The organism is Jannaschia sp. M317 (assembly GCF_025141175.1).
Lineage (GTDB): Bacteria > Pseudomonadota > Alphaproteobacteria > Rhodobacterales > Rhodobacteraceae > Jannaschia.
Genome location: NZ_CP081155.1, coordinates 265,027 through 282,747, shown reverse-complemented (window position 1 = coordinate 282,747; position 17,721 = coordinate 265,027). Strand labels below are relative to the sequence as shown.

The 17,721-nt window shown below is 66.7% G+C and carries 18 protein-coding genes; 9 read left to right on the top strand and 9 right to left on the bottom strand.

Annotated elements, in window-relative coordinates:
* Positions 1-9: 9 nt before the first annotated feature.
* On the top strand, positions 10-789 hold the full coding sequence (locus K3551_RS01480) for a succinate dehydrogenase iron-sulfur subunit (RefSeq protein WP_259917099.1): 780 nt from the start codon (positions 10-12) through the stop codon (positions 787-789).
* A gap of 172 nt (positions 790-961) precedes the next feature.
* On the opposite strand, the gene K3551_RS01475 is transcribed toward K3551_RS01480, so the two are convergent.
* Positions 962-1,141, bottom strand: coding sequence for a hypothetical protein (locus K3551_RS01475; protein ID WP_259917097.1), 180 nt, complete (start codon positions 1,139-1,141; stop codon positions 962-964).
* Between the two features lie 304 nt (positions 1,142-1,445).
* On the opposite strand from K3551_RS01475, the gene K3551_RS01470 reads away from it, so the two are divergent.
* Complete coding sequence (locus K3551_RS01470) at positions 1,446-2,615, top strand: type III PLP-dependent enzyme (RefSeq protein WP_259917095.1); 1,170 nt, start codon at positions 1,446-1,448, stop codon at positions 2,613-2,615.
* Positions 2,616-3,180: 565 nt separating this feature from the next.
* On the opposite strand, the gene K3551_RS01465 is transcribed toward K3551_RS01470, so the two are convergent.
* Together K3551_RS01465 and purD are read right to left on the bottom strand one after the other, a co-directional pair.
* Positions 3,181-3,519, bottom strand: coding sequence for a hypothetical protein (locus tag K3551_RS01465; protein WP_259917093.1), 339 nt, complete (start codon positions 3,517-3,519; stop codon positions 3,181-3,183).
* 615 nt (positions 3,520-4,134) lie between these two features.
* Positions 4,135-5,391, bottom strand: coding sequence for a phosphoribosylamine--glycine ligase (gene purD, locus K3551_RS01460; RefSeq protein ID WP_259917092.1), 1,257 nt, complete (start codon positions 5,389-5,391; stop codon positions 4,135-4,137).
* Positions 5,392-5,541: 150 nt separating this feature from the next.
* On the opposite strand from purD, the gene xseA reads away from it, so the two are divergent.
* A complete protein-coding gene (xseA, locus tag K3551_RS01455; RefSeq protein WP_259917091.1) occupies positions 5,542-7,161 on the top strand; it encodes an exodeoxyribonuclease VII large subunit in 1,620 nt (539 codons plus the stop codon).
* Here the strand turns inward: xseA and K3551_RS01450 are convergent.
* Both K3551_RS01450 and K3551_RS01445 read right to left on the bottom strand, forming a co-directional pair.
* Positions 7,158-7,562 carry a hypothetical protein gene (locus K3551_RS01450; RefSeq protein ID WP_259917090.1) on the bottom strand — a complete coding sequence of 135 codons (405 nt, stop codon included), beginning with the start codon at positions 7,560-7,562 and terminating at the stop codon, positions 7,158-7,160. The genes xseA and K3551_RS01450 overlap by 4 nt on opposite strands.
* The gene (locus K3551_RS01445) at positions 7,550-8,623 is read right to left on the bottom strand and encodes an alkane 1-monooxygenase (RefSeq protein ID WP_259917089.1); all 1,074 of its coding nucleotides are present in this window, start codon (positions 8,621-8,623) and stop codon (positions 7,550-7,552) included. Before K3551_RS01445 ends, K3551_RS01450 begins: the two co-directional genes overlap by 13 nt.
* Before the next feature lie 244 nt (positions 8,624-8,867).
* On the opposite strand from K3551_RS01445, the gene K3551_RS01440 reads away from it, so the two are divergent.
* On the top strand, positions 8,868-10,565 hold the full coding sequence (locus tag K3551_RS01440; RefSeq protein WP_259917088.1) for an NAD(P)H-dependent oxidoreductase subunit E: 1,698 nt from the start codon (positions 8,868-8,870) through the stop codon (positions 10,563-10,565).
* A gap of 289 nt (positions 10,566-10,854) precedes the next feature.
* Here the strand turns inward: K3551_RS01440 and K3551_RS01435 are convergent, their stop codons facing one another.
* Positions 10,855-11,736 carry a lytic transglycosylase domain-containing protein gene (locus K3551_RS01435; RefSeq protein ID WP_259917086.1) on the bottom strand — a complete coding sequence of 294 codons (882 nt, stop codon included), beginning with the start codon at positions 11,734-11,736 and terminating at the stop codon, positions 10,855-10,857.
* Between the two features lie 89 nt (positions 11,737-11,825).
* On the opposite strand from K3551_RS01435, the gene ftsY reads away from it, so the two are divergent.
* The 4 genes from ftsY to K3551_RS01415 are packed head-to-tail and all read left to right on the top strand — an operon-like array spanning position 11,826 to position 14,938.
* Positions 11,826-12,917, top strand: coding sequence for a signal recognition particle-docking protein FtsY (gene ftsY / locus K3551_RS01430; RefSeq protein ID WP_259917085.1), 1,092 nt, complete (start codon positions 11,826-11,828; stop codon positions 12,915-12,917).
* A gap of 7 nt (positions 12,918-12,924) precedes the next feature.
* Positions 12,925-13,362 carry a hypothetical protein gene (locus tag K3551_RS01425; RefSeq protein ID WP_259917083.1) on the top strand — a complete coding sequence of 146 codons (438 nt, stop codon included), beginning with the start codon at positions 12,925-12,927 and terminating at the stop codon, positions 13,360-13,362.
* An 18-nt stretch (positions 13,363-13,380) separates the two neighbouring features.
* The gene (locus K3551_RS01420; RefSeq protein WP_259917081.1) at positions 13,381-14,274 is read left to right on the top strand and encodes a DMT family transporter; all 894 of its coding nucleotides are present in this window, start codon (positions 13,381-13,383) and stop codon (positions 14,272-14,274) included.
* Between the two features lie 55 nt (positions 14,275-14,329).
* Positions 14,330-14,938, top strand: a complete 609-nt coding sequence (locus K3551_RS01415; protein WP_259917079.1) for an inner membrane-spanning protein YciB — start codon at positions 14,330-14,332, stop codon at positions 14,936-14,938.
* 10 nt (positions 14,939-14,948) lie between these two features.
* On the opposite strand, the gene K3551_RS01410 is transcribed toward K3551_RS01415, so the two are convergent.
* The gene (locus K3551_RS01410) at positions 14,949-16,250 is read right to left on the bottom strand and encodes a pseudouridine synthase (RefSeq protein WP_259917078.1); all 1,302 of its coding nucleotides are present in this window, start codon (positions 16,248-16,250) and stop codon (positions 14,949-14,951) included.
* A gap of 74 nt (positions 16,251-16,324) precedes the next feature.
* Here K3551_RS01410 and K3551_RS01405 point away from each other — a divergent pair, with 74 nt between their 5' ends.
* A complete protein-coding gene (locus tag K3551_RS01405) occupies positions 16,325-16,768 on the top strand; it encodes a nucleoside deaminase (protein WP_259917076.1) in 444 nt (147 codons plus the stop codon).
* Between the two features lie 4 nt (positions 16,769-16,772).
* On the opposite strand, the gene K3551_RS01400 is transcribed toward K3551_RS01405, so the two are convergent.
* Both K3551_RS01400 and K3551_RS01395 read right to left on the bottom strand, forming a co-directional pair.
* Positions 16,773-17,102, bottom strand: a complete 330-nt coding sequence (locus K3551_RS01400) for a hypothetical protein (RefSeq protein ID WP_259917074.1) — start codon at positions 17,100-17,102, stop codon at positions 16,773-16,775.
* Between the two features lie 159 nt (positions 17,103-17,261).
* Complete coding sequence (locus K3551_RS01395) at positions 17,262-17,468, bottom strand: hypothetical protein (RefSeq protein ID WP_259917073.1); 207 nt, start codon at positions 17,466-17,468, stop codon at positions 17,262-17,264.
* Positions 17,469-17,721: the final 253 nt, after the last annotated feature.

Below are 17,721 nucleotides of genomic sequence, written 5' to 3'. Positions count from 1 at the left end.
GAGCGACCCATGGTCCAATTCACCCTGCCCAAGAACTCCAAGATCACCGTGGGCAAGACCTGGCCCAAGCCCGAGGGGGCGACCAACCTGCGGACGTTCCAGATCTATCGCTGGAACCCCGAGGACGGAAAGAACCCGCGTCTGGACACCTATTTCGTCGATCTGGACACCTGCGGTCCGATGATTCTGGACGCGCTGATCAAGATCAAGAACGAGATCGACCCGACCCTGACCTTCCGCCGGTCCTGCCGCGAAGGGATCTGTGGGTCCTGCGCGATGAACATCGACGGCATCAACACGCTGGCCTGCACCTGGGGCATCGACGAAGTCGACGGCGACGTAAAGATCTATCCCCTGCCGCACATGCCGGTGGTCAAGGACCTGATCCCCGACCTGACCCATTTCTATGCCCAGCACGCATCGGTCATGCCCTGGCTGGAGACGAAATCGAACACCCCCGCCAAGGAATGGCGCCAGTCGATCGAGGACCGCTCCAAGCTGGATGGCCTTTATGAGTGCATCATGTGCGCGTCCTGCTCCACGTCCTGCCCCAGTTATTGGTGGAACGGCGATCGCTACCTCGGCCCGGCGGCCCTGTTGCACGCCTACCGCTGGATCATCGACAGCCGGGACGAGGCCACGGGCGAGCGGCTGGACGATCTGGAGGATCCGTTCAAACTGTATCGCTGCCATACGATCATGAACTGCACCAAGACCTGTCCCAAGGGGCTGAACCCCGCCAAGGCAATCGCCTCGATCAAGAAGATGATGATCGAACGGCAAATCTGAGCGCGGCCGCGTCAGTCATCGACCAGGGCCAACACGCTACCGCCACATCACGGGGGGCTGGCCCCCCGCCGGAACCCTCGACCTGGCACGGGCACCACGGGCCCCTGGAACACAAAGCCCCCCGGCGCGGTTGCGACGGGGGGCTTTTTTTGCCCGACAGGGGGGCAGGCCGTCAGTCGGCACCGGCGACTTCGACGCCGTTCTGCACGATGGTTCCATCCCCATCGATGTCGGTATCCAGCGTCTGCTCGATTTCCGTCGGGGTATCCACGCGGTCGCCATCACCGGCCACGCAGCCAGCGACCAGCACGGTCAGGGGGATAAGGGTCATCGCCTTGAAAGAGGGGGTCATACTTGGGGTCTCCGTTTGCAGGGTCGACAACAGAACACACCTCCGTAGGGATGGGTTCCCGTCGTCTTGACGCAACAGTCGGGCAGGGGCGGATGACCTCAGTCGTTTTTCGGAATTTTCTATCTTGACCCGAATCCGGTTTCCCCCCAAATGCGCCTCATAGACGCCAACGCACGCGCCTCTGGCACGGCAATCGGCGGCCCTCGGGCCACCCGCACGGTTACGTAGCGACGGTAACGTCTCCCTTGGAAGTGAGCGGTCTTCGCCCCAGAGCGGGTATGGCCGGGTCTATTGGAGATGACCAATGAACGCAGTAACCGGTTTCGACCGCATTGTTTCCCTGTCCGTGCCGTCGCGCGTGGAATCCTATATTTCTGCCCATGACTTCGCGCATCCCACGCTGGTCATCGACGTCGACGCGGTCGAGCGTCAGTTCCACGCCCTGTCCGCCGGTCTGGGCCGCGCCCACATCCACTACGCCGTCAAGGCGAACCCGCACCCCGCCATCATCGAGCGTCTGGTGAACCTCGGGTCCGGCTTCGACGCCGCGTCCCGTGGTGAAATCGAGCTGGTCCTGGGCCAGGGTGCCGACGTCGACCATGTCTCTTTCGGCAACACCATCAAGAAAGCGTCCGACATCCGGTTCGCGCATAATGCCGGTGTCACGCTCTTCGCGGTCGATGCCGAGGAAGAGATGCTGAAGATCGCGGAAAACGCACCGGGTGCGCGCGTCTACATCCGCGTCATCGTCGACAATTCCGAAGCCGACTGGCCGCTGTCGCGCAAATTCGGCTGCGCCTCCGACAAGGTCATGACCCTGCTCGCCATGGCGCGCGATCTGGGCCTGGTGCCGCACGGTCTGTCCTTCCACGTCGGCTCGCAAACCCGCGAAGCCCGCATGTGGACCGGCACGCTCGATCAGGTTGCGGCGATCTGGCACCGCGCCTGCGACGAAGGCTTCTACCTGCAGCTGCTGAACATCGGCGGCGGCTTCCCGGCGTTCTACGGCGAAGAGATTCAGCGCCCGACCGCCTATGCGGCGGCTGTCATCGACCTGATCGAGGCGCGCTTCGGCTTCGTCCCGCAGATCATGGCAGAGCCGGGCCGTGGCATGGTCGCCGAAGCCGGTGCGATCGCCGCCGAGGTGGTCCTGACCTCGAAGAAGTCCGAGGACGATCTGCACCGCTGGGTGTACCTCGACATCGGCCGTTTCTCGGGCCTGGCCGAGACCGAGGGCGAAGCGATCCGCTATCAGTTCGTCACCGCCCGTGACGGTGACGTGACCGGCCCCTGCGTTCTGGCCGGCCCGTCCTGCGACTCGGCCGACGTTCTCTACGAGAAGCGTCCGATCCAACTGCCGCTGTCGCTGAAGGCCGGGGACAAGATCATCATCCGCAACTGCGGGGCCTATACCTCGACCTATTCGTCGGTCTGCTTCAACGGCTTCCCTCCGCTGGACGCGATCGTCATCTGACCACCGGTGTCGCGCCGCATTTCGACGTTATGGCCGAGGGGACGCCCCCTCGGCCTTTTTTCTCGCCTGATCCCGGGATGGTGCGCCGACCCTCACGGCCGTTGTCCGTCCCGTTGCCATCCCAGGCTCCGGGCGCGTGTTCTGGCCGGCAACAGGGCCGAGGCATGTGCGCGCCCTGGCCGCCTCGCTGCTCCGGGCCATCTGCATTCCGGCCAGGGCGCGGACACAGCCGCGGTGCTTCCCGCGAGGGTGGGTCTGGGAGTCGCGTCGAAATTGGGCGTGCCCAATGGGCGCTGCACCGGCTTAGCGCCTCGGAACCAGCCGCGCCCTGCTCCGGCGTGCCCCGGCAATCCGGAACGGAAACCAGGTTCGCTCGCCCTGAATGCCCTTCATGGCGCGCGGCGGACGTTGACCCCCGAAAACAAAGCGACCCCCGCCGAGCAGACGCTCTGACGGGGGCCGCGTGCCGCAACGCACCTCGGAAAGGGAAACCGGGTAGGGGAGTGAAGCGCGTCGCGCGGTCCGGGCGGGGAGGCACCCGGACCGCGAGGGGTTGGCTAGTCGATCAGTCGTCCAGTTCGCGCTGACGCTCGATCTCGGCGAAGATGTCGGCGTTGTAGGCCGGGGTCGTGGCGACCAGCGTTGCGCCGTTCTGGCCGGTGAAATCGTTGGCCACGTCGGCGTCCGAGTTGAACAGGGCGAAGACTGCGCCCAGACCGCCCGAGCGGCTGGAGACGACGACCCGGTCGCCGTCCAGGTTGATCAGCGAAACGGCGTCGTTCGCGACGTCCACGTCCTGGTTGAAGTGTGCGATGGCGGCGGCAGCGCCCGATCCGACCTGAGCGGAGGCGGCACCGGTCAGAGCGGCGGAAGCGACGAGGGCGGAGATGATGAGGGTTTTCATAACGTTAGTCCTTTTTTGGTGGACCCTGTGGTTGCGGCGGGCCCGTTTGGGTTTGGTGCGGGGCGCGGTGTGTGTTGCCCTGCTGATGAACCCTATTTGCGCCTTGCGGACCTGACATTCAACAAACGAACCCGTGAGAATGGCGCGATAAGCGTGCACATATGCACAAATACCTCTCCGCCCCGCACCCCCCTCACGCCCGCGCGACAAGGCCTCACGCGGGCGTTATCGACCCCTGCGAAACCGCAACAAAGGTGAGGGGACAGGTCGCTATGACGGGGTGAGTCGGACGCTCAGGGGGGGAGTCGGCCTACGCCGACGGGGAAAAAATCGACGGGCGCGCCAAGTAAAACACACTTGAACGGTCGCTGCTGTCAGCGTCGGGCGGAGGTCGGCCATGGGCTGATCCTCCGGGACGGGCCCCCTGACAAGGCTGCTTCAACTGAGTGCCAACGGTTTGGCCGAGACGCAACCTCTGACCTGTGGCGATCATACAGCCGGACCGACCTGAGTTCGTGCGGCAGCGTCAGCCCAGAAATCGGACTGCAAGGTGCAGCGACCAGACCGGCAACAAAGCAAGGCGCCGTTCCGCTTGGGATAAACGCGCCTGTCAGGTCACAAGGCCCGCCAGCCGATGTCGCGGCGGCAAAACCCGTCCGGCCAATCAACACCGTCGACCATGGCATAGGCGCGGTCGCGGGCCTCCGACAGGGTGTCACCGCGGGCGGTGACGCCCAGGACCCGTCCTCCGGCGGCCACCGTCTGCCCATCACGCCGCGCGGTGCCCGCGTGGAACACCATGTTGCGGCTGTCGCTGGGCAGCGCGTCGAGGCCGCAGATGGCACCGCCTTTGGCATAGCTGCCCGGATACCCTGCCGCAGCCATGACGACGCAGAGCGCGTGATCCTCGGCCCAATGCACCTGCGCCCGGTCCAACTGACCCTCGGCGCAGGCCAGGAGCAGGTCCAGAACCTGACCGCCCAGCCGCATCATCAGGCACTGGCATTCCGGATCGCCGAAACGGACATTGTATTCCACCAGTGACGGCGCGCCCGCGTCGATCATCAATCCGACAAAGAGAACACCCTGGAATGGCGTGCCGCGCCGGACCATTTCCGACATTGTCGGGCGCACGATTTCGTCCAGCGCGCGGGCCTCGACCTGGGGTGTCATCACAGGGGCGGGCGAATAGGCCCCCATGCCGCCGGTGTTCGGGCCGGTGTCGCCTTCGCCGACCCGCTTGTGATCCTGGGCGGTGCCCAGGGGCAGCACCGTTTCACCATCGACGAGACAGAAGAACGACGCCTCCTCCCCGGTGAGAAAGGCTTCGATGACGACCTCGGCGCGCCCGTGGGCCCCGTCGAAGATATCGGCCAGCGCCGCCTCTGCCTGGGCCCTGGTTTCGGCCACGGTGACGCCCTTGCCGGCGGCCAGGCCGTCCGCCTTGATCACGATCGGGATCGGCTGCGCGGCCAGATAGGCACGGGCAGAGGCCAGGTCGTCGAACCGCCCATAGGCCGCCGTCGGTGCGTTGACGGCGGCACAGATCTCCTTGGTGAAGCTCTTGGATGCCTCCAGCCGCGCCGCCTGCCGGGAGGGTCCGAAGACGGCAATCCCGGCGGTGCGCAGGGTGTCGGCCACGCCTTCGGCCAAGGGGGCTTCGGGCCCGACGATCACGAAATCGATGCTTTCCTCACAGGCCCAGTCGGCAACCGCGGCCCCGTCCAGGATGTCCAGATCGGCGCATTCTGCAATCTGAGCGATGCCCGCATTTCCGGGGGCGACGATCAGGCGGTCGCATTTCGGGTTCTGCTGCACGGCCCAGGCCAGGGCGTGTTCACGTCCGCCCGATCCGAGGATGAGAATGTTCATGGCCTGCCCCTTTTTCGTCGCAGGGGCGGTGTAGGGGGCGAAGGGACGCAGGACAAGGTGGATGCCATTGGCCTGCCTGTGCCGGGCCGCCTGTCGGGGCGGGGGATTCGGGACCTAGTGCCGGCCGTGCCGCGCCGCTAGACAGACGCCATGGATGACCTGATCGACGACGATGGCCCCGCACGTGGCCGCAACGAGGCCGAGTTCACCGTCTCGGAAATCTCCGGCGCGGTAAAGCGCACGTTGGAGGGGACTTTCGGGCGTATCCGGGTGCGTGGCGAAATCGGGCGTATCTTTCGCGCGCGATCCGGGCACCTGTATTACGACATCAAAGATGACCGGAACGTGCTGGCCTGCACCACCTGGAAGGGGCAGCTTACGCAGCTGTCGGTCACTCCCGAAGAGGGGATGGAGGTCGTTGTCACCGGCAAGCTGTCCGGTTTTGGTGCGCAGTCGAAATACAACCTGAACGTCGACAAGATGGAGGTCGCGGGCGCGGGTGCCCTGATGGCGATGCTGGAAAAGCGCCGCGCCCAACTTGCGGCGGAAGGCCTGTTTGAGCCATCGCGCAAACAGCCGCTGCCTTTTTTGCCGGACGTGATCGGGGTCATCACATCGCCGCAGGGTGCGGTGATCCGCGACATTTTGCACCGGCTGGCCGACCGGTTTCCCCGGAACGTGCTGATCTGGCCCGTGGCGGTGCAGGGACGGGCCTCGGCGCCCGAGGTGGCCAATGCAATCCGGGGCTTCAATGCCCTGCCGCAGGGCGGGCCGATCCCGCGTCCCGACCTGTTGATCGTGGCGCGCGGGGGCGGGTCGATCGAGGACCTCTGGGGGTTCAACGAGGAAATCGTCGTGCGCGCCGCAGCCGACAGCCGTATTCCCCTGATCTCTGCCGTCGGCCATGAGACGGATACGACCCTGATCGACCATGCGGCCGATCACCGCGCGCCCACGCCCACCGCCGCCGCCGAAAGGGCCGTCCCGGTCCGCGCAGACCTGTTGGCCGCCGTCGAGGATCTGGGTCGCAGACAGCTGCGCGCCGCCGAGGCGCAGGTGCGCGCACGGCGGCAGAGATTGGCGGACCTGTCGCGCGGCTTGCCGCGACCTGCCGCCTTGATGGACCGACCCCGCGCCCGGACGGACGCCCTGGCGACCCGTCTGCCCGCCGCGTTGGAGGCCCGGATCGGTCAGGCCCGCCTGCGTCTGTCGCGGGTAGAGGCCCGGCTGACTCTGGGCGATCGGATGGGGGCGGAACGCGCGCGGCTGGCGGCGCTGTCGGCGCGGTTGGACATGGCGCTGCGCGACAAGGCGGCGCGCGCGCGCACCCGCGCCGCGACCTTGACCGCGGCCTTGGATCGGCAGGGCATTCGGGGCTTCCCCCAGGCGCGCCGCGATCTCGACCGGCTGGCCCGGCGTCTGACGCCCGAGCCGTTGGCCCGGCGCGCCACCCGCGACGGGACCCGCCTGACGACGGCACTGCAACGGCTGTCCTCGGTCGCGCAGACCCGGCAGGCGACGCAGGTGGCGCGTCTGGCCGCGCTGGACCGGATGCGCGAATCTCTGGGCTATGAACGCACGTTGGAGCGGGGCTTTGCGGTGGTCTGGGCCGCTGACACGGTCGTCAGCGACGCGGCGGGGGCACGGGCGGCGGGACAGGTGACGCTGCAATTCGCGGGCGATGACCGGGTCGATGCGGTCACCGGCGGCGCGCGCCCTGCCAAGCCGAAATCGAAAACCCCGCCAAAGGACCAGGGCAGCCTGTTCTAGACACCCAGATCGGGCAGCGGGCAATCCAGCGCCAAATCATCCACGGACCGCGTGATCAGATCGTCCGACGGCGGGTCGCCCACGTGTCGCGCATGAAAGGCACCGCCGGGCATCTCGATGAAGTCCCAGCATTGCGGCGCAGGGTCGTCGTCGTAGACGAAACAGATCTCGCCCCGCGCATTTTCGAACCAGATCCCGCGCTGGCACTGGCCGCCTTCGAACGCCCAGATCACGCGCTTGTCGGTGAAATACTGCTCCGCTCCGAAGGCCCGGCCGTGGCGGTCGAAATGCAGGGTCTTGCCATGGACCATCTGCTCGAACTCCTGCGATGTGACGACGCGTTCGGCCCAGGCCGGGGCTGCGACGGCGACTGCAATCAGGAACGGGATCACGCGGCGCATGTGGGGTCTCCTTCGGGGGCACCCTTGCCGGGTGCAGCCGGGCTGTCCACCCCCTGATGCAAGGCTGCGACGCGCGGGTTCATCATCCGCCGCCACCACCAGGGCCAAAGCGCGAAGGTCACCATCACCGGCAGCGAATAGGGCAGCTGCGGTTGGCCATCCTCGATCGTCAGCGCCTCAAAACCGCGTGTGGGATGCGCATGATGGTCGGAATGACGCGGCGCATGCAGGGTCAGCAGATTGGTGACGACATGGGGCGCGTTCCAGCTGTGCTCTGGCCCCACAGGTTCCCATTTGTCGCCCAGCCAGCGGCGCCGCATGCCATAGTGCAGCACGTAATCCGTGATCAAAAGCTGGCTCTGCGCCAGCAGGCAAAGCGCGACATAAGCCGCCAGCCCCCGCCAGCCCAGCGTGCCCCAGGCCAGCGCCATCGCCAGCCAACCGCCGCCCAGATAGATCCAATAGGGGTTCCGCCGGTCCCAGCCCGCGCGCCCCTTCTGCCGTTGACGGCCCTTTTCGAGCGCCAACCCGTCCCAGAACGAATGATGCCAGGCGCGAAAACAGAACCGCCACCAGCTTTCACCCAGTCGTGCGGTGTTGGGGTCCTCTGGCGTGGCCACCAGTCGGTGATGGATGCCGGGGTGCGCGGTGGTTTGATGCCCGAACAACAGTGTCACATAGATCCAGCGACCAAGCCCCCGCCGCAGACGCCCCCCCGCATGGATCAGCTCATGCGCGTTGGAGTTCATGATCTGGCCGAAGAACAATCCGGTCGCTGCGAAATAGAAGACCCAGTTCACCGCCGGTCCCCCCTGCGCCAGGGCCCAGACCGCCAGGGCCAGCAAGGGAAAATGCACCAGCGCCAGCCCCAGCGTCAGCGCGCGCGCCTGCCGTTCGCTGGGGGCGCGGTCGCCTGCGGGCATCAGGTGATCCAGCGCCGCGACCACGATCGCCATCCAGACGAATGATGCGAAATCCCAAGGTCCGTCCGCGACCGCCCCGGCGAGCAACAGCGCGACAGACAGCCCGAGGGCCGCGAGATAGGCGAAAAGAGCGGGCATGATCTGTCCCCTCGGGTTGAGTCTCGTCACCCTATCCCCCCTGTTGGACGAAAAGAGGGCACTGGCGCGGATCGGAAACACCCGCCCTGTGCGGCGCGGTGCCAGGTGGCGATTTCTGCCACTTGCGTCGGTGCCCTACCTTGCCCGACGCGCCGCGCCTCCGCAAACAGGGCAGGCGGTGTCGCAAACGCACCGCGGCGGCAGGCGCGGGTCTGCTAGCACGCTGGCGAAACGGGGGGATACCATGCGCGACGAGACCACAAAGGGCGTCTGGAAATCCGGCAAGGGCAGGGGACGCGCCACGCCCAAGGGCCGCCAATACGACGACGCCGCCCTGGCCGAGGTGCAGGCCCTGCTGGGCGACCGTCCCCGCCGCCGCGATCTTCTGATCGAATTCCTGCATCTGATCCAGGATGCCCACGGCCACCAATCCGCAGCTCATCTGCGCGCCCTGGCCGAAGAGATGCGCCTGTCGATGGCCGAAGTCTGGGAGGTCGCGACCTTCTATGCCCATTTCGACCCCCTGCGCGAAGACGACCCGGTGCCGCCCGATCTGACGATCCGGGTCTGCGACTCGCTGTCGTGCGAATTGGCCGGGTCCGAGGCCCTGATCGACGCCTTGGAGGCGGGCCACGACCCGGCAAAGGTCCGCGTCCTGCGCGCACCTTGCATGGGCCGTTGCGACACTGCTCCGGTGTTGGAGATCGGCCACCGCCACGTCGACCACGCCACGCCCCAAGCGGCGCAAGCGGTCATCGACGCAGGCGACCTGCATCCCGTCATCCCGTCCTACGAGGATCTCGCCGTCTACCGCAAAGACGGCGGTTACGCTCAGCTGGCGCAGCTGCGCGACGGCGGCGACTGGGTGGCCGTTCAGAACACGGTCGCCGCCTCCGGCTTGCGCGGCCTCGGCGGGGCGGGTTTCCCGTCTGGCAAGAAATGGGGCTTTGTGCGCGCCAATCCTGGTCCCCGCTACATGGCCGTCAACGGCGACGAAGGAGAGCCGGGCACCTTCAAGGACCGCTACTACCTGGAACGCACCCCACACCTGTTCCTGGAAGGGATGCTGATCGCCGCCTGGGCCGTCGAGGCGGAGCGGATCTATCTGTACATGCGCGACGAGTACCCCGCCGTGCTGCACATCCTGGCCACCGAAATCGCGGCTCTGGAAGCGGCGGGCCTGATCGCCCCCGGCTACATCGATCTACGCCGGGGGGCGGGGGCCTACATCTGCGGCGAAGAATCCGCCATGATCGAAAGCATCGAAGGCAAGCGCGGCCTGCCCCGCCATCGCCCGCCCTATGTGGCACAGGTCGGCCTGTTCGGGCGGCCGACCCTGGTCCACAACATCGAGACCTGCCACTGGATCGCCCGCATCCTGCGTGAAGGGCCAGAGATCCTGTCTTCTGTCGAACGGAATGGACGCAAGGGCCTGCGCTCCTACTCCGTTTCGGGCCGCGTCAAACAGCCGGGCGTCCACCTTTTGCCTGCCGGGTCCACCATCACCGACGTGATCGCGGCGGCGGGTGGGATGCTGGACGGGCACGCCTTCAAGGCCTATCAGCCCGGCGGTCCGTCTTCGGGCCTGCTGCCTGCGACCCTGTCTGACGTCCCGCTCGACTTCGACACGCTGCAACCGCACGGGTCCTTCATCGGCTCGGCGGCGGTGGTGGTTCTGTCGGATCACGACAGCGCCCGCGCCGCCGCCCTCAATATGCTGCGCTTCTTCGAGACGGAAAGCTGCGGCCAATGCACCCCCTGCCGGGTCGGCTGTGAAAAAGCGGTCAAGCTGATGCAGGCGGAGCGGTGGGACACCACTCTGCTGGAAGAAATCAGTCAGGCCATGGTCGATGCTTCCATCTGCGGGTTGGGTCAAGCCGCGCCGAACCCGATCCGCCTGACGATGCGCCATTTCCCTCAGGAAGTGGGCGGCAAGGTCTAGCCCGCGCGACAGGCGCAGGTCGACGGAAGGTGCAAGACACGCGGCGACGCGGTCGGAGGCCTGCGTCGCGGTGCATATTGGGGAAACGAGCAAAGCAAGCCCGTCACCCAGCGCCGTTTCCGGGTCCGGATGACGGAGCCTTCTTCCTCGTCTACGGCCATCGGGATGCCTCCCTGTTCCGCCCGGCGAATGTGCGACGGACGGGTTCGCGAAACGTTAACGGGGCTCGGGAAATCCCGCTCACTTGTTTCAAGAATATGCAAACCCACGGCTTCACCGCGCACCGCCGTCAGTTGCTGAACACGCGGCACGGGCATCCTGCGCGCGATACGGCGCGGCAGATCCGCGTGGCTTCGTCCCGAGATCCGGCCCCGACGCGGGCCATGGTATAGGTGCGGCTGCCCGGTCCGCGCCGCTGCACGGGTACGAATTCCAGCCGCGCCACCGGGGCTGCCGACTGACACCCGCCCCGCAGGCGGCCCCAGGCCGCCCGCGCCGCGCCGCGGTCGGTTCCAAAGGCCACCTGCGCCCCCCAGGGCGAGAATCGCGGTGCCGGCGGGGCCAGCGGGGTGACCCGGCGGTTGGCTGCCATCGTTTCACAGGCCTGCTGGAACGGTGTGTCTCCGTCCAGGGCAAAGGTCAGGCCCTTTGGCGGATCGTCGCGCCAGCTCTCGGCAGGGTGGCCCGTGATGATGCGCACGTAGTCCACCGTTTCCCGCGCCAGCCCGCCGGTTCGCGCCAGCCATCCCTCGGCCCGGCGTTCGCCGCCATTGTAGCCGATCGCGGCCATGCCGACGTTGCCATATCGGCGCGACATCTCGGCCAGGTATTCCGCGGACCGCGCCACCGCTTCGGCGGGGTTGAAAGGATCGGCCAGCCGACGCAGGCGCGCGGTGCTGTCGATGAACTGGGCGATGCCCTTGGCATTCGCGGGGCTGACGGCATTGGGATCGAACCGACTTTCCTGCCAAAGCAGGCGCGCGAAATAGCCGGGCGGCAGGCCGTGAAAGCGCGCCTCCGCCTCGATCTGACGGCAGAGGTCGGCCTCGAAACTGGCGGTGCGGATGCAATGGCGCGGCGCGTCCTGCCCGTCGGAACAGACCAGCGCCGGGGGCGGGTCGGCCCGCAGCGGCAGGGCCAGAAGACAAAGGATCACGACAAGACGCCACATGCCTGCACGGTCGGGGCGGGGGGCTGGGGTGTCAACCGGCCTTTCCCCTTTGCCCCGCGCATATTAGGTGAAGGGGGAAAGGGGCCGCCATGTCGTTCTTCAAGAAGCTCAAGGATCGCCTGACGCGGTCGTCCTCCAAGTTGGAGGAGGGACTCGATGCCATCGTGGAGGAGGCAGGCGAGACCGCGTTGCCCGATCCCGAACCGACCCCGGCCCCCACCCCGCAGCCGTCTGCGGTGGCACCGCCGCCCCCGGCCGCCGTGACCGCCCCCCCGCCGCCGCCCGAACCCGCCGCCAAGCCCGGTTTTCTTGGGCGTCTGATGGGGCGCGCCGAGGACACCGCGGCCCCGCGCCGGGTCCTCGACGACGACATGCTGGAGCAGTTGGAAGAGCTGCTGATCGCCTCTGACATGGGTGTGGACACCGCGCTGCGCGTCACGGCCAATCTGGCGGAGGGGCGCATGGGACGGCGCCTGTCGGTGCCCGAAATCAAGGACCTGCTGGCCGCAGAAGTGGCCCGCATCATGGAGCCGGTCGCCAGGCCAATGCCCCTGACCCCACAGCGCCCGCAGGTGGTTCTTGTGGTCGGGGTCAACGGGTCCGGCAAGACGACGACCATCGGAAAACTGGCGTCGCAGTTCCGCGCGGCGGGCAAATCCGTCGTGATCGCCGCCGGCGATACCTTTCGCGCGGCGGCTGTTGAACAATTGCAGGTCTGGGGCGACCGCGCCGGGGTGCCGGTGATGACGGCCCCCGAAGGATCCGATCCCGCGTCATTGGCCTTCGATGCCATGACCCGCGCCGAAGCAGAGGGCGCGGATCTGCTGTTGATCGACACTGCCGGACGGCTTCAGAACCGATCCGACCTGATGGAAGAACTGGCCAAGATCGTCCGCGTCATCCGCAAGAAGGACCCGACCGCGCCGCACAACACGCTGTTGGTGCTGGATGCGACGACGGGTCAGAACGCGCTGAACCAGGTCGAGGTGTTCCAGAAACTGTCGGATGTCTCGGGCCTGGTGATGACCAAGCTGGACGGCACCGCCAAGGGCGGTGTCCTGGTGGCGCTGGCTGACCGGTTCGGCCTGCCGATCCATGCCATCGGTGTGGGGGAACAGATCGAAGATCTGGATGCCTTCGATCCCGAGGAGTTCGCCGCAGCCCTGGTCGGTGCGCAGTGAGATCATCATGAACGGCTTGCTGGACCTTCATATGGGCCCCGACCTGCACCCGGTGGATGAGGCGGAGCGGGACGCCTTTCTGACCGCCGCCGGTCTGTTGCCGCGCGACACTTGTCCGGCAGGCTTTCGCGGCCATTCCGCCATCTGGGCACGGGACCGCGACCTGCTGGTGGGGCAGGCGGCGCTGGTTGTCCTGACGGATGAGACGTTGCGCCCCCGTCTGGTGCCCAGCAGCCAACCCGCCAGCATCCGCGTGGCCGCCATCGATGCCTTGGCTGTGCGCGCCGAATACCGCGAGACAGGGCTGGAGGAACGGATGGTCCGGCGTCTTGTCCGCGATTTTGCAGGCGCGACCGAGGCTGTGATCTACGTGGGCCAGGCCCATGTGCCCGTCCTCGCATCCAGCCTGCGGAGCGTCGACCCCGTCGACGCGGTCCTGGGATGAACCGGATCGGGGATCGGCGTGACTGACTGGCTGATCTCTATCGAGGGCACAGAAACGGGGCACAACGTAGCCTTGATGCTGGCCTTGATGGCGGCCTTTCTGCACGCGCTGTTCGGCGCCTTGCAAAAGGGACGCTACGATCCCTGGACATCGCGCGTGGTGATCGACGCGGGGCTTTTGGTGATATCCGCGCCCATCGCATTGTTCCTCGTGCCCTGGCCCCCGTTGGAGATCTGGTGGATTCTGGCCGGGATGGTCGTGATCCACTTTGTCTACAAGGTGTTGCAGGGCATGACCTATCAACGGGGGGCCTACACGGTGGTCTATCCCGTGGTGCGGGGTACCGGGCCGCTGTTCACCGTTTTCACGGCGGGCATCATCTTTGGCGAGACATTCACGGGAACCCAGTGGTTTGGCGTGGCCCTTTTGCTGGCCGGATTGTTCGGGTTGTCGGCCTATAACCTGGCCAAGGTCACGGTGGCGCGCGATACCTTGGTGCCCGCGCTGGGCCTGGCGGTGGCGACCGGGCTGATGGTGGCGGTCTACACGACCTGGGACGCCTATGGCATCCGGGCGGTCGAGAACCCGTTCACCTTTCTCGCGTGGTTCTTTTTCCTGACGGCCTTCGACTTTCCCTTGATCGCCCTGGCGCGGGGCAAATGGCGCCGGCCGGACGCAGGCATGATCCGTCTGGGCGTTCTGGGGGCCTTTATTGCCTTTGGATCCTTTGGATCAGTGATGCTGGCCACGCGCCTCGACAGCGTCGGCGAGGCCGCCATCCTGCGCGAGACCTCGACCGTCTTTGCGGCGCTGATCGGCTGGCTTTGGCTAAAGGAAGCCGTCGGCCCCCGCCGCATCGCCTTGATGAGCTTGATCGCGCTGGGCGCGGTGGTGGTGGAGTTCGGCGGCTGACCCCCTGTGCAAACCCCCGCGCGCCTGCTACGCCCGCCCGGCTGGAGGAGACGATATGGCTGACCGATCCGTAGCCCCGTGGCTGAAATCCACCCTGGAGCTGGGCCCCGTGCTGGGCTTCTTCGTGGCCTATCTCTGGCTGAAGGACGAAACTTTCACCGTTGCGGGCACCGACTACGACGGTTTCATCGCGGTCACCGCAGGCTTCATTCCGGTGATCCTGCTGTCCATGGCGATCCTGTGGAAGCTGACGGGCAAGCTGTCGCCGATGCAGGTGCTGACGGCGGTGCTGGTCGTGGTTTTTGGCGGGCTGACGGTCTGGTTGAACGACGAGAGGTTTCTCAAGATCAAACCGACCATCATCAATCTGCTGCTGGGCGGGGTGCTGTTTGTCGGGCTCTGGCGGGGCAAGTCCCTGCTGTCGGTCGTGCTGTCCGATGCCTTGCCGATGGATGCCGAGGGCTGGATGATCCTGACCCGCCGCATGGCCTGGTTCTTTGTCGCGTCTGCTGTTGCCAACGAACTGGTCTGGCGCACGCAGTCGACCGAGTTCTGGGTGACCTTCGAGACGTTCTTTCTGCCCGGCTCGATGTTCGTCTTTTTCATCAGCCAGGCAGGCTTGATTCAGCGCCACTCCACCGAAACCGAGGAAGGCGAGGGCTGAGGCGCGGCCGTCAGCCGCGCGGACCCTTCGGCTTCACATAGGGCTTGCCGCCCGCGGGCTTCTTGCCCTTGGCGATACCGCGCCCGCGCTGCCCGCCCTTGCGCAGGCTGACCGAGGTATCGGCGCGCATCTCGGCTTTCCGCTCTGACTTGGTCTTGCGCTCCGTGCCGCCCGGACCGGCCTTGCGGTCGCCCCGGCTGTCTTCGCGTTTGCCAAAAGGCTTGCCGTCGCGGGCAGGGGGGGCGTCGCGACGCTCAGATCCCGGCTTTCCATCCCGCCGGGCCGGACCCTTGGCGAACCCGGGCTTGCCACCAGGGCCCCGCGCAGGTCGGTCGGCGCGGGTTTCATCGTTGCGCGTCACGGGCGGTTTGGCGGTGCGCGGCCGGTCGCCGCGGTCCGGGCGCGGACCCTTGCCGCGCGGGGCCTCGTCGCGGGGGCCGCGGTCGTCGCGCGGTTTCGCACCGGGGCGGCCCTGCGGCTTGCCCCGGCCCTTGTCGACCAGTCGGTCGCCCGCCGCACGGGGCGCACGCGCCGGGACGGGGTCTTCTCGTTTCGCCTCGGCGAAGTCGCCGTCGAAAATGGTGCTCAGCTGGTCGCGCAAGACGCGGGGCTTGATCTCTTCGACTTCGTCCACGCCCAGATTGCCCAGTTGGAACGGCCCATAGCTGACCCGGATAAGCCGGTTCACATACAGACCCACTGCCTCGGCGGCGCGGCGGATTTCGCGGTTCTTGCCCTCGCGCAGGCCGATCGTCAGCCAGGCATTGGCCCCCTGTTGCCGGTCAAAGGTGACCTGCATGCCCTGGAATGTCTCGCCGTCGATCTCGATCCCGTCGCGCAGTTTCTGCAACGCGGCCTCGCCCGGCTTGCCATTCACACGGACCCGGTAGCGACGCAGCCAGCCGGTATCCGGCAGCTCCAGCTTGCGCTTCAACTCGCCGTCGTTGGTCAGAAGCAGCAACCCTTCGGAGGTCAGATCCAGCCGCCCTACCGACAGCACCCGGCCCAGCCGGTCACGCAAGGCGTCGAAAACCGTCTCGCGGTCTTTTTCATCCTTTTCGGTCGTCACCAGGCCCGCGGGCTTGTGATACAGCCACAGGCGCGCGGCCTCTGCCTCCGGCAGGGGTTTGCCATCGACCGCGACCTTGTCGCGCGGCCCGACATTCAGCGCGGGGCTGTCCACGGTCTTGCCGTTCACGGACACGCGGCCCTCGGCGATCATCGTTTCTGCATCCCGGCGAGAGGCCAGGCCCGCGCGGGCGATGACCTTGGCAAGGCGGTTTCCGGTCGGGGTGTCGGGTGTATCGTTCATGACCGGCCTCTAGCGGCTATCGCGGCGCGGGGGAAGCGGCTTGCGCGGGGGGGCGGCAGCGGGCAGGGAAAGGCATGTTCACGTCCTTCATGCCGCTCGCCCTGCAAGAGGCCCGCGCCGCTGCCCTGCGCGGCGAGGTGCCGGTCGGGGCGGTGATCACACGCGGGCCACAGGTTCTTTCGCAAGCTGGCAACCGCACCCGCGAATTGTCGGACCCTACCGCCCATGCTGAAATTCTGGCGATTCGCGCCGCCTGCGCCGCCCTGGGGCGGGACCGGTTGGAAGGCTGCGCGATTTGGGTCACGCTGGAGCCCTGCGCCATGTGCGCCCAGGCCATCGCGCACGCCCGGTTGGCGCGGTTGCTTTTCGGGGCTGCCGACCCGAAGTCGGGCGGCGTGTTGCAGGGCGCGCGTGTTTTTGCCCACGCCCAAACCCACCACCGGCCAGAGGTTCATGACGGACTCGACGCAGATGCCTGCGCGGCCGTGTTGCGCGATTTCTTCGCCGCGCGGCGCTAGGGCGTCAGGGCCGCGCGCAGGTGCCAAAGGTGGTGATGATGGATCCGGCCGGGCAGTCGCCGAACCGGTAATCGCCGCGATATGCGGTGGCGTTTTCGCCGGCGTCGCCCATCTTGCCGCCGAATTCATCCAGATCGCGGAGCGTCCGGCCCGTTCGGGTGAACCCGACTGGCCCAACCTGACGAATCGGCGCGCTGCTGCTGACGACAGTGGTGGATCCGAGGGGGGCTGCTTCGTCCTTGATCCACATGTCGCGGGCGGGGTCGTAGTATCCCTGTGCAAGGACTGGCCCGGCGGCAATGACCAGGGCAAGGGCGGTGGCGAGACGTTTCATGGAACTCTCCTGTGGCATGGTTAACCTTCGTTAATGTTAACGCATCAGGAGGCGATTCTGTTCAACAGAATGGATCTGTTCGGATATGTGGGCGCGACCCGGAGGGGGGCCGGGTCGCGCCGCCGCCTGAATCCCGAGGGAGGGACCAGGAAGGGGAAATCAGTCGTCGCTTTCAGCGGCGAGGGCGGCAAAGATCAACTGAGCGCGCGTCGGCGTATCGCCGCGGTCGCTTTTGTAGGTCTTCAGGTCGGCCTGGGTTTCCTGGGCTGTTGCCGCAGACCCGGCACCATAAGCGGGCGCGATGCCGCCGATGAGAGGTGCAGAGAGAGCGGCGACCAGCAAGGCGGATTTGACAAGATAGGTCATGAGATCTTCCTTTCGTTCAATGGTTGCCGTCTGTGATGCCCGGATAGGGGCACCGTGGATGGGGTGGCCGGTTGGCCGTCGCCTTGGGTCCGTGTTGCGTTGCGGCGCTGTGGGACCGTCGGCGATGAGACTGAGATAGGCGACCGGTCTATCACTCGCAATGCACGAGACCGCGAGTAATCTGTTTAATCGGTGCGCAAATGCGGAGCCAGTTGGAGGGCCGCGCACGGACCTCACGAAGTGCCGTAGCGCC

Bases quoted from the DNA above. Each gene is read 5' to 3' on its own strand.
- K3551_RS01480 (WP_259917099.1), top strand. From the start codon at position 10: ATGGTCCAATTCACCCTGCCCAAGAACTCCAAGATCACCGTGGGCAAG.
- K3551_RS01475 (WP_259917097.1), bottom strand. From the start codon at position 1,141: ATGACCCCCTCTTTCAAGGCGATGACCCTTATCCCCCTGACCGTGCTG.
- K3551_RS01470 (WP_259917095.1), top strand. From the start codon at position 1,446: ATGAACGCAGTAACCGGTTTCGACCGCATTGTTTCCCTGTCCGTGCCG.
- K3551_RS01465 (WP_259917093.1), bottom strand. From the start codon at position 3,519: ATGAAAACCCTCATCATCTCCGCCCTCGTCGCTTCCGCCGCTCTGACC.
- purD (WP_259917092.1), bottom strand. From the start codon at position 5,391: ATGAACATTCTCATCCTCGGATCGGGCGGACGTGAACACGCCCTGGCC.
- xseA (WP_259917091.1), top strand. From the start codon at position 5,542: ATGGATGACCTGATCGACGACGATGGCCCCGCACGTGGCCGCAACGAG.
- K3551_RS01450 (WP_259917090.1), bottom strand. From the start codon at position 7,562: ATGCGCCGCGTGATCCCGTTCCTGATTGCAGTCGCCGTCGCAGCCCCG.
- K3551_RS01445 (WP_259917089.1), bottom strand. From the start codon at position 8,623: ATGCCCGCTCTTTTCGCCTATCTCGCGGCCCTCGGGCTGTCTGTCGCG.
- K3551_RS01440 (WP_259917088.1), top strand. From the start codon at position 8,868: ATGCGCGACGAGACCACAAAGGGCGTCTGGAAATCCGGCAAGGGCAGG.
- K3551_RS01435 (WP_259917086.1), bottom strand. From the start codon at position 11,736: ATGTGGCGTCTTGTCGTGATCCTTTGTCTTCTGGCCCTGCCGCTGCGG.
- ftsY (WP_259917085.1), top strand. From the start codon at position 11,826: ATGTCGTTCTTCAAGAAGCTCAAGGATCGCCTGACGCGGTCGTCCTCC.
- K3551_RS01425 (WP_259917083.1), top strand. From the start codon at position 12,925: ATGAACGGCTTGCTGGACCTTCATATGGGCCCCGACCTGCACCCGGTG.
- K3551_RS01415 (WP_259917079.1), top strand. From the start codon at position 14,330: ATGGCTGACCGATCCGTAGCCCCGTGGCTGAAATCCACCCTGGAGCTG.
- K3551_RS01410 (WP_259917078.1), bottom strand. From the start codon at position 16,250: ATGAACGATACACCCGACACCCCGACCGGAAACCGCCTTGCCAAGGTC.
- K3551_RS01405 (WP_259917076.1), top strand. From the start codon at position 16,325: ATGTTCACGTCCTTCATGCCGCTCGCCCTGCAAGAGGCCCGCGCCGCT.
- K3551_RS01400 (WP_259917074.1), bottom strand. From the start codon at position 17,102: ATGAAACGTCTCGCCACCGCCCTTGCCCTGGTCATTGCCGCCGGGCCA.
- K3551_RS01395 (WP_259917073.1), bottom strand. From the start codon at position 17,468: ATGACCTATCTTGTCAAATCCGCCTTGCTGGTCGCCGCTCTCTCTGCA.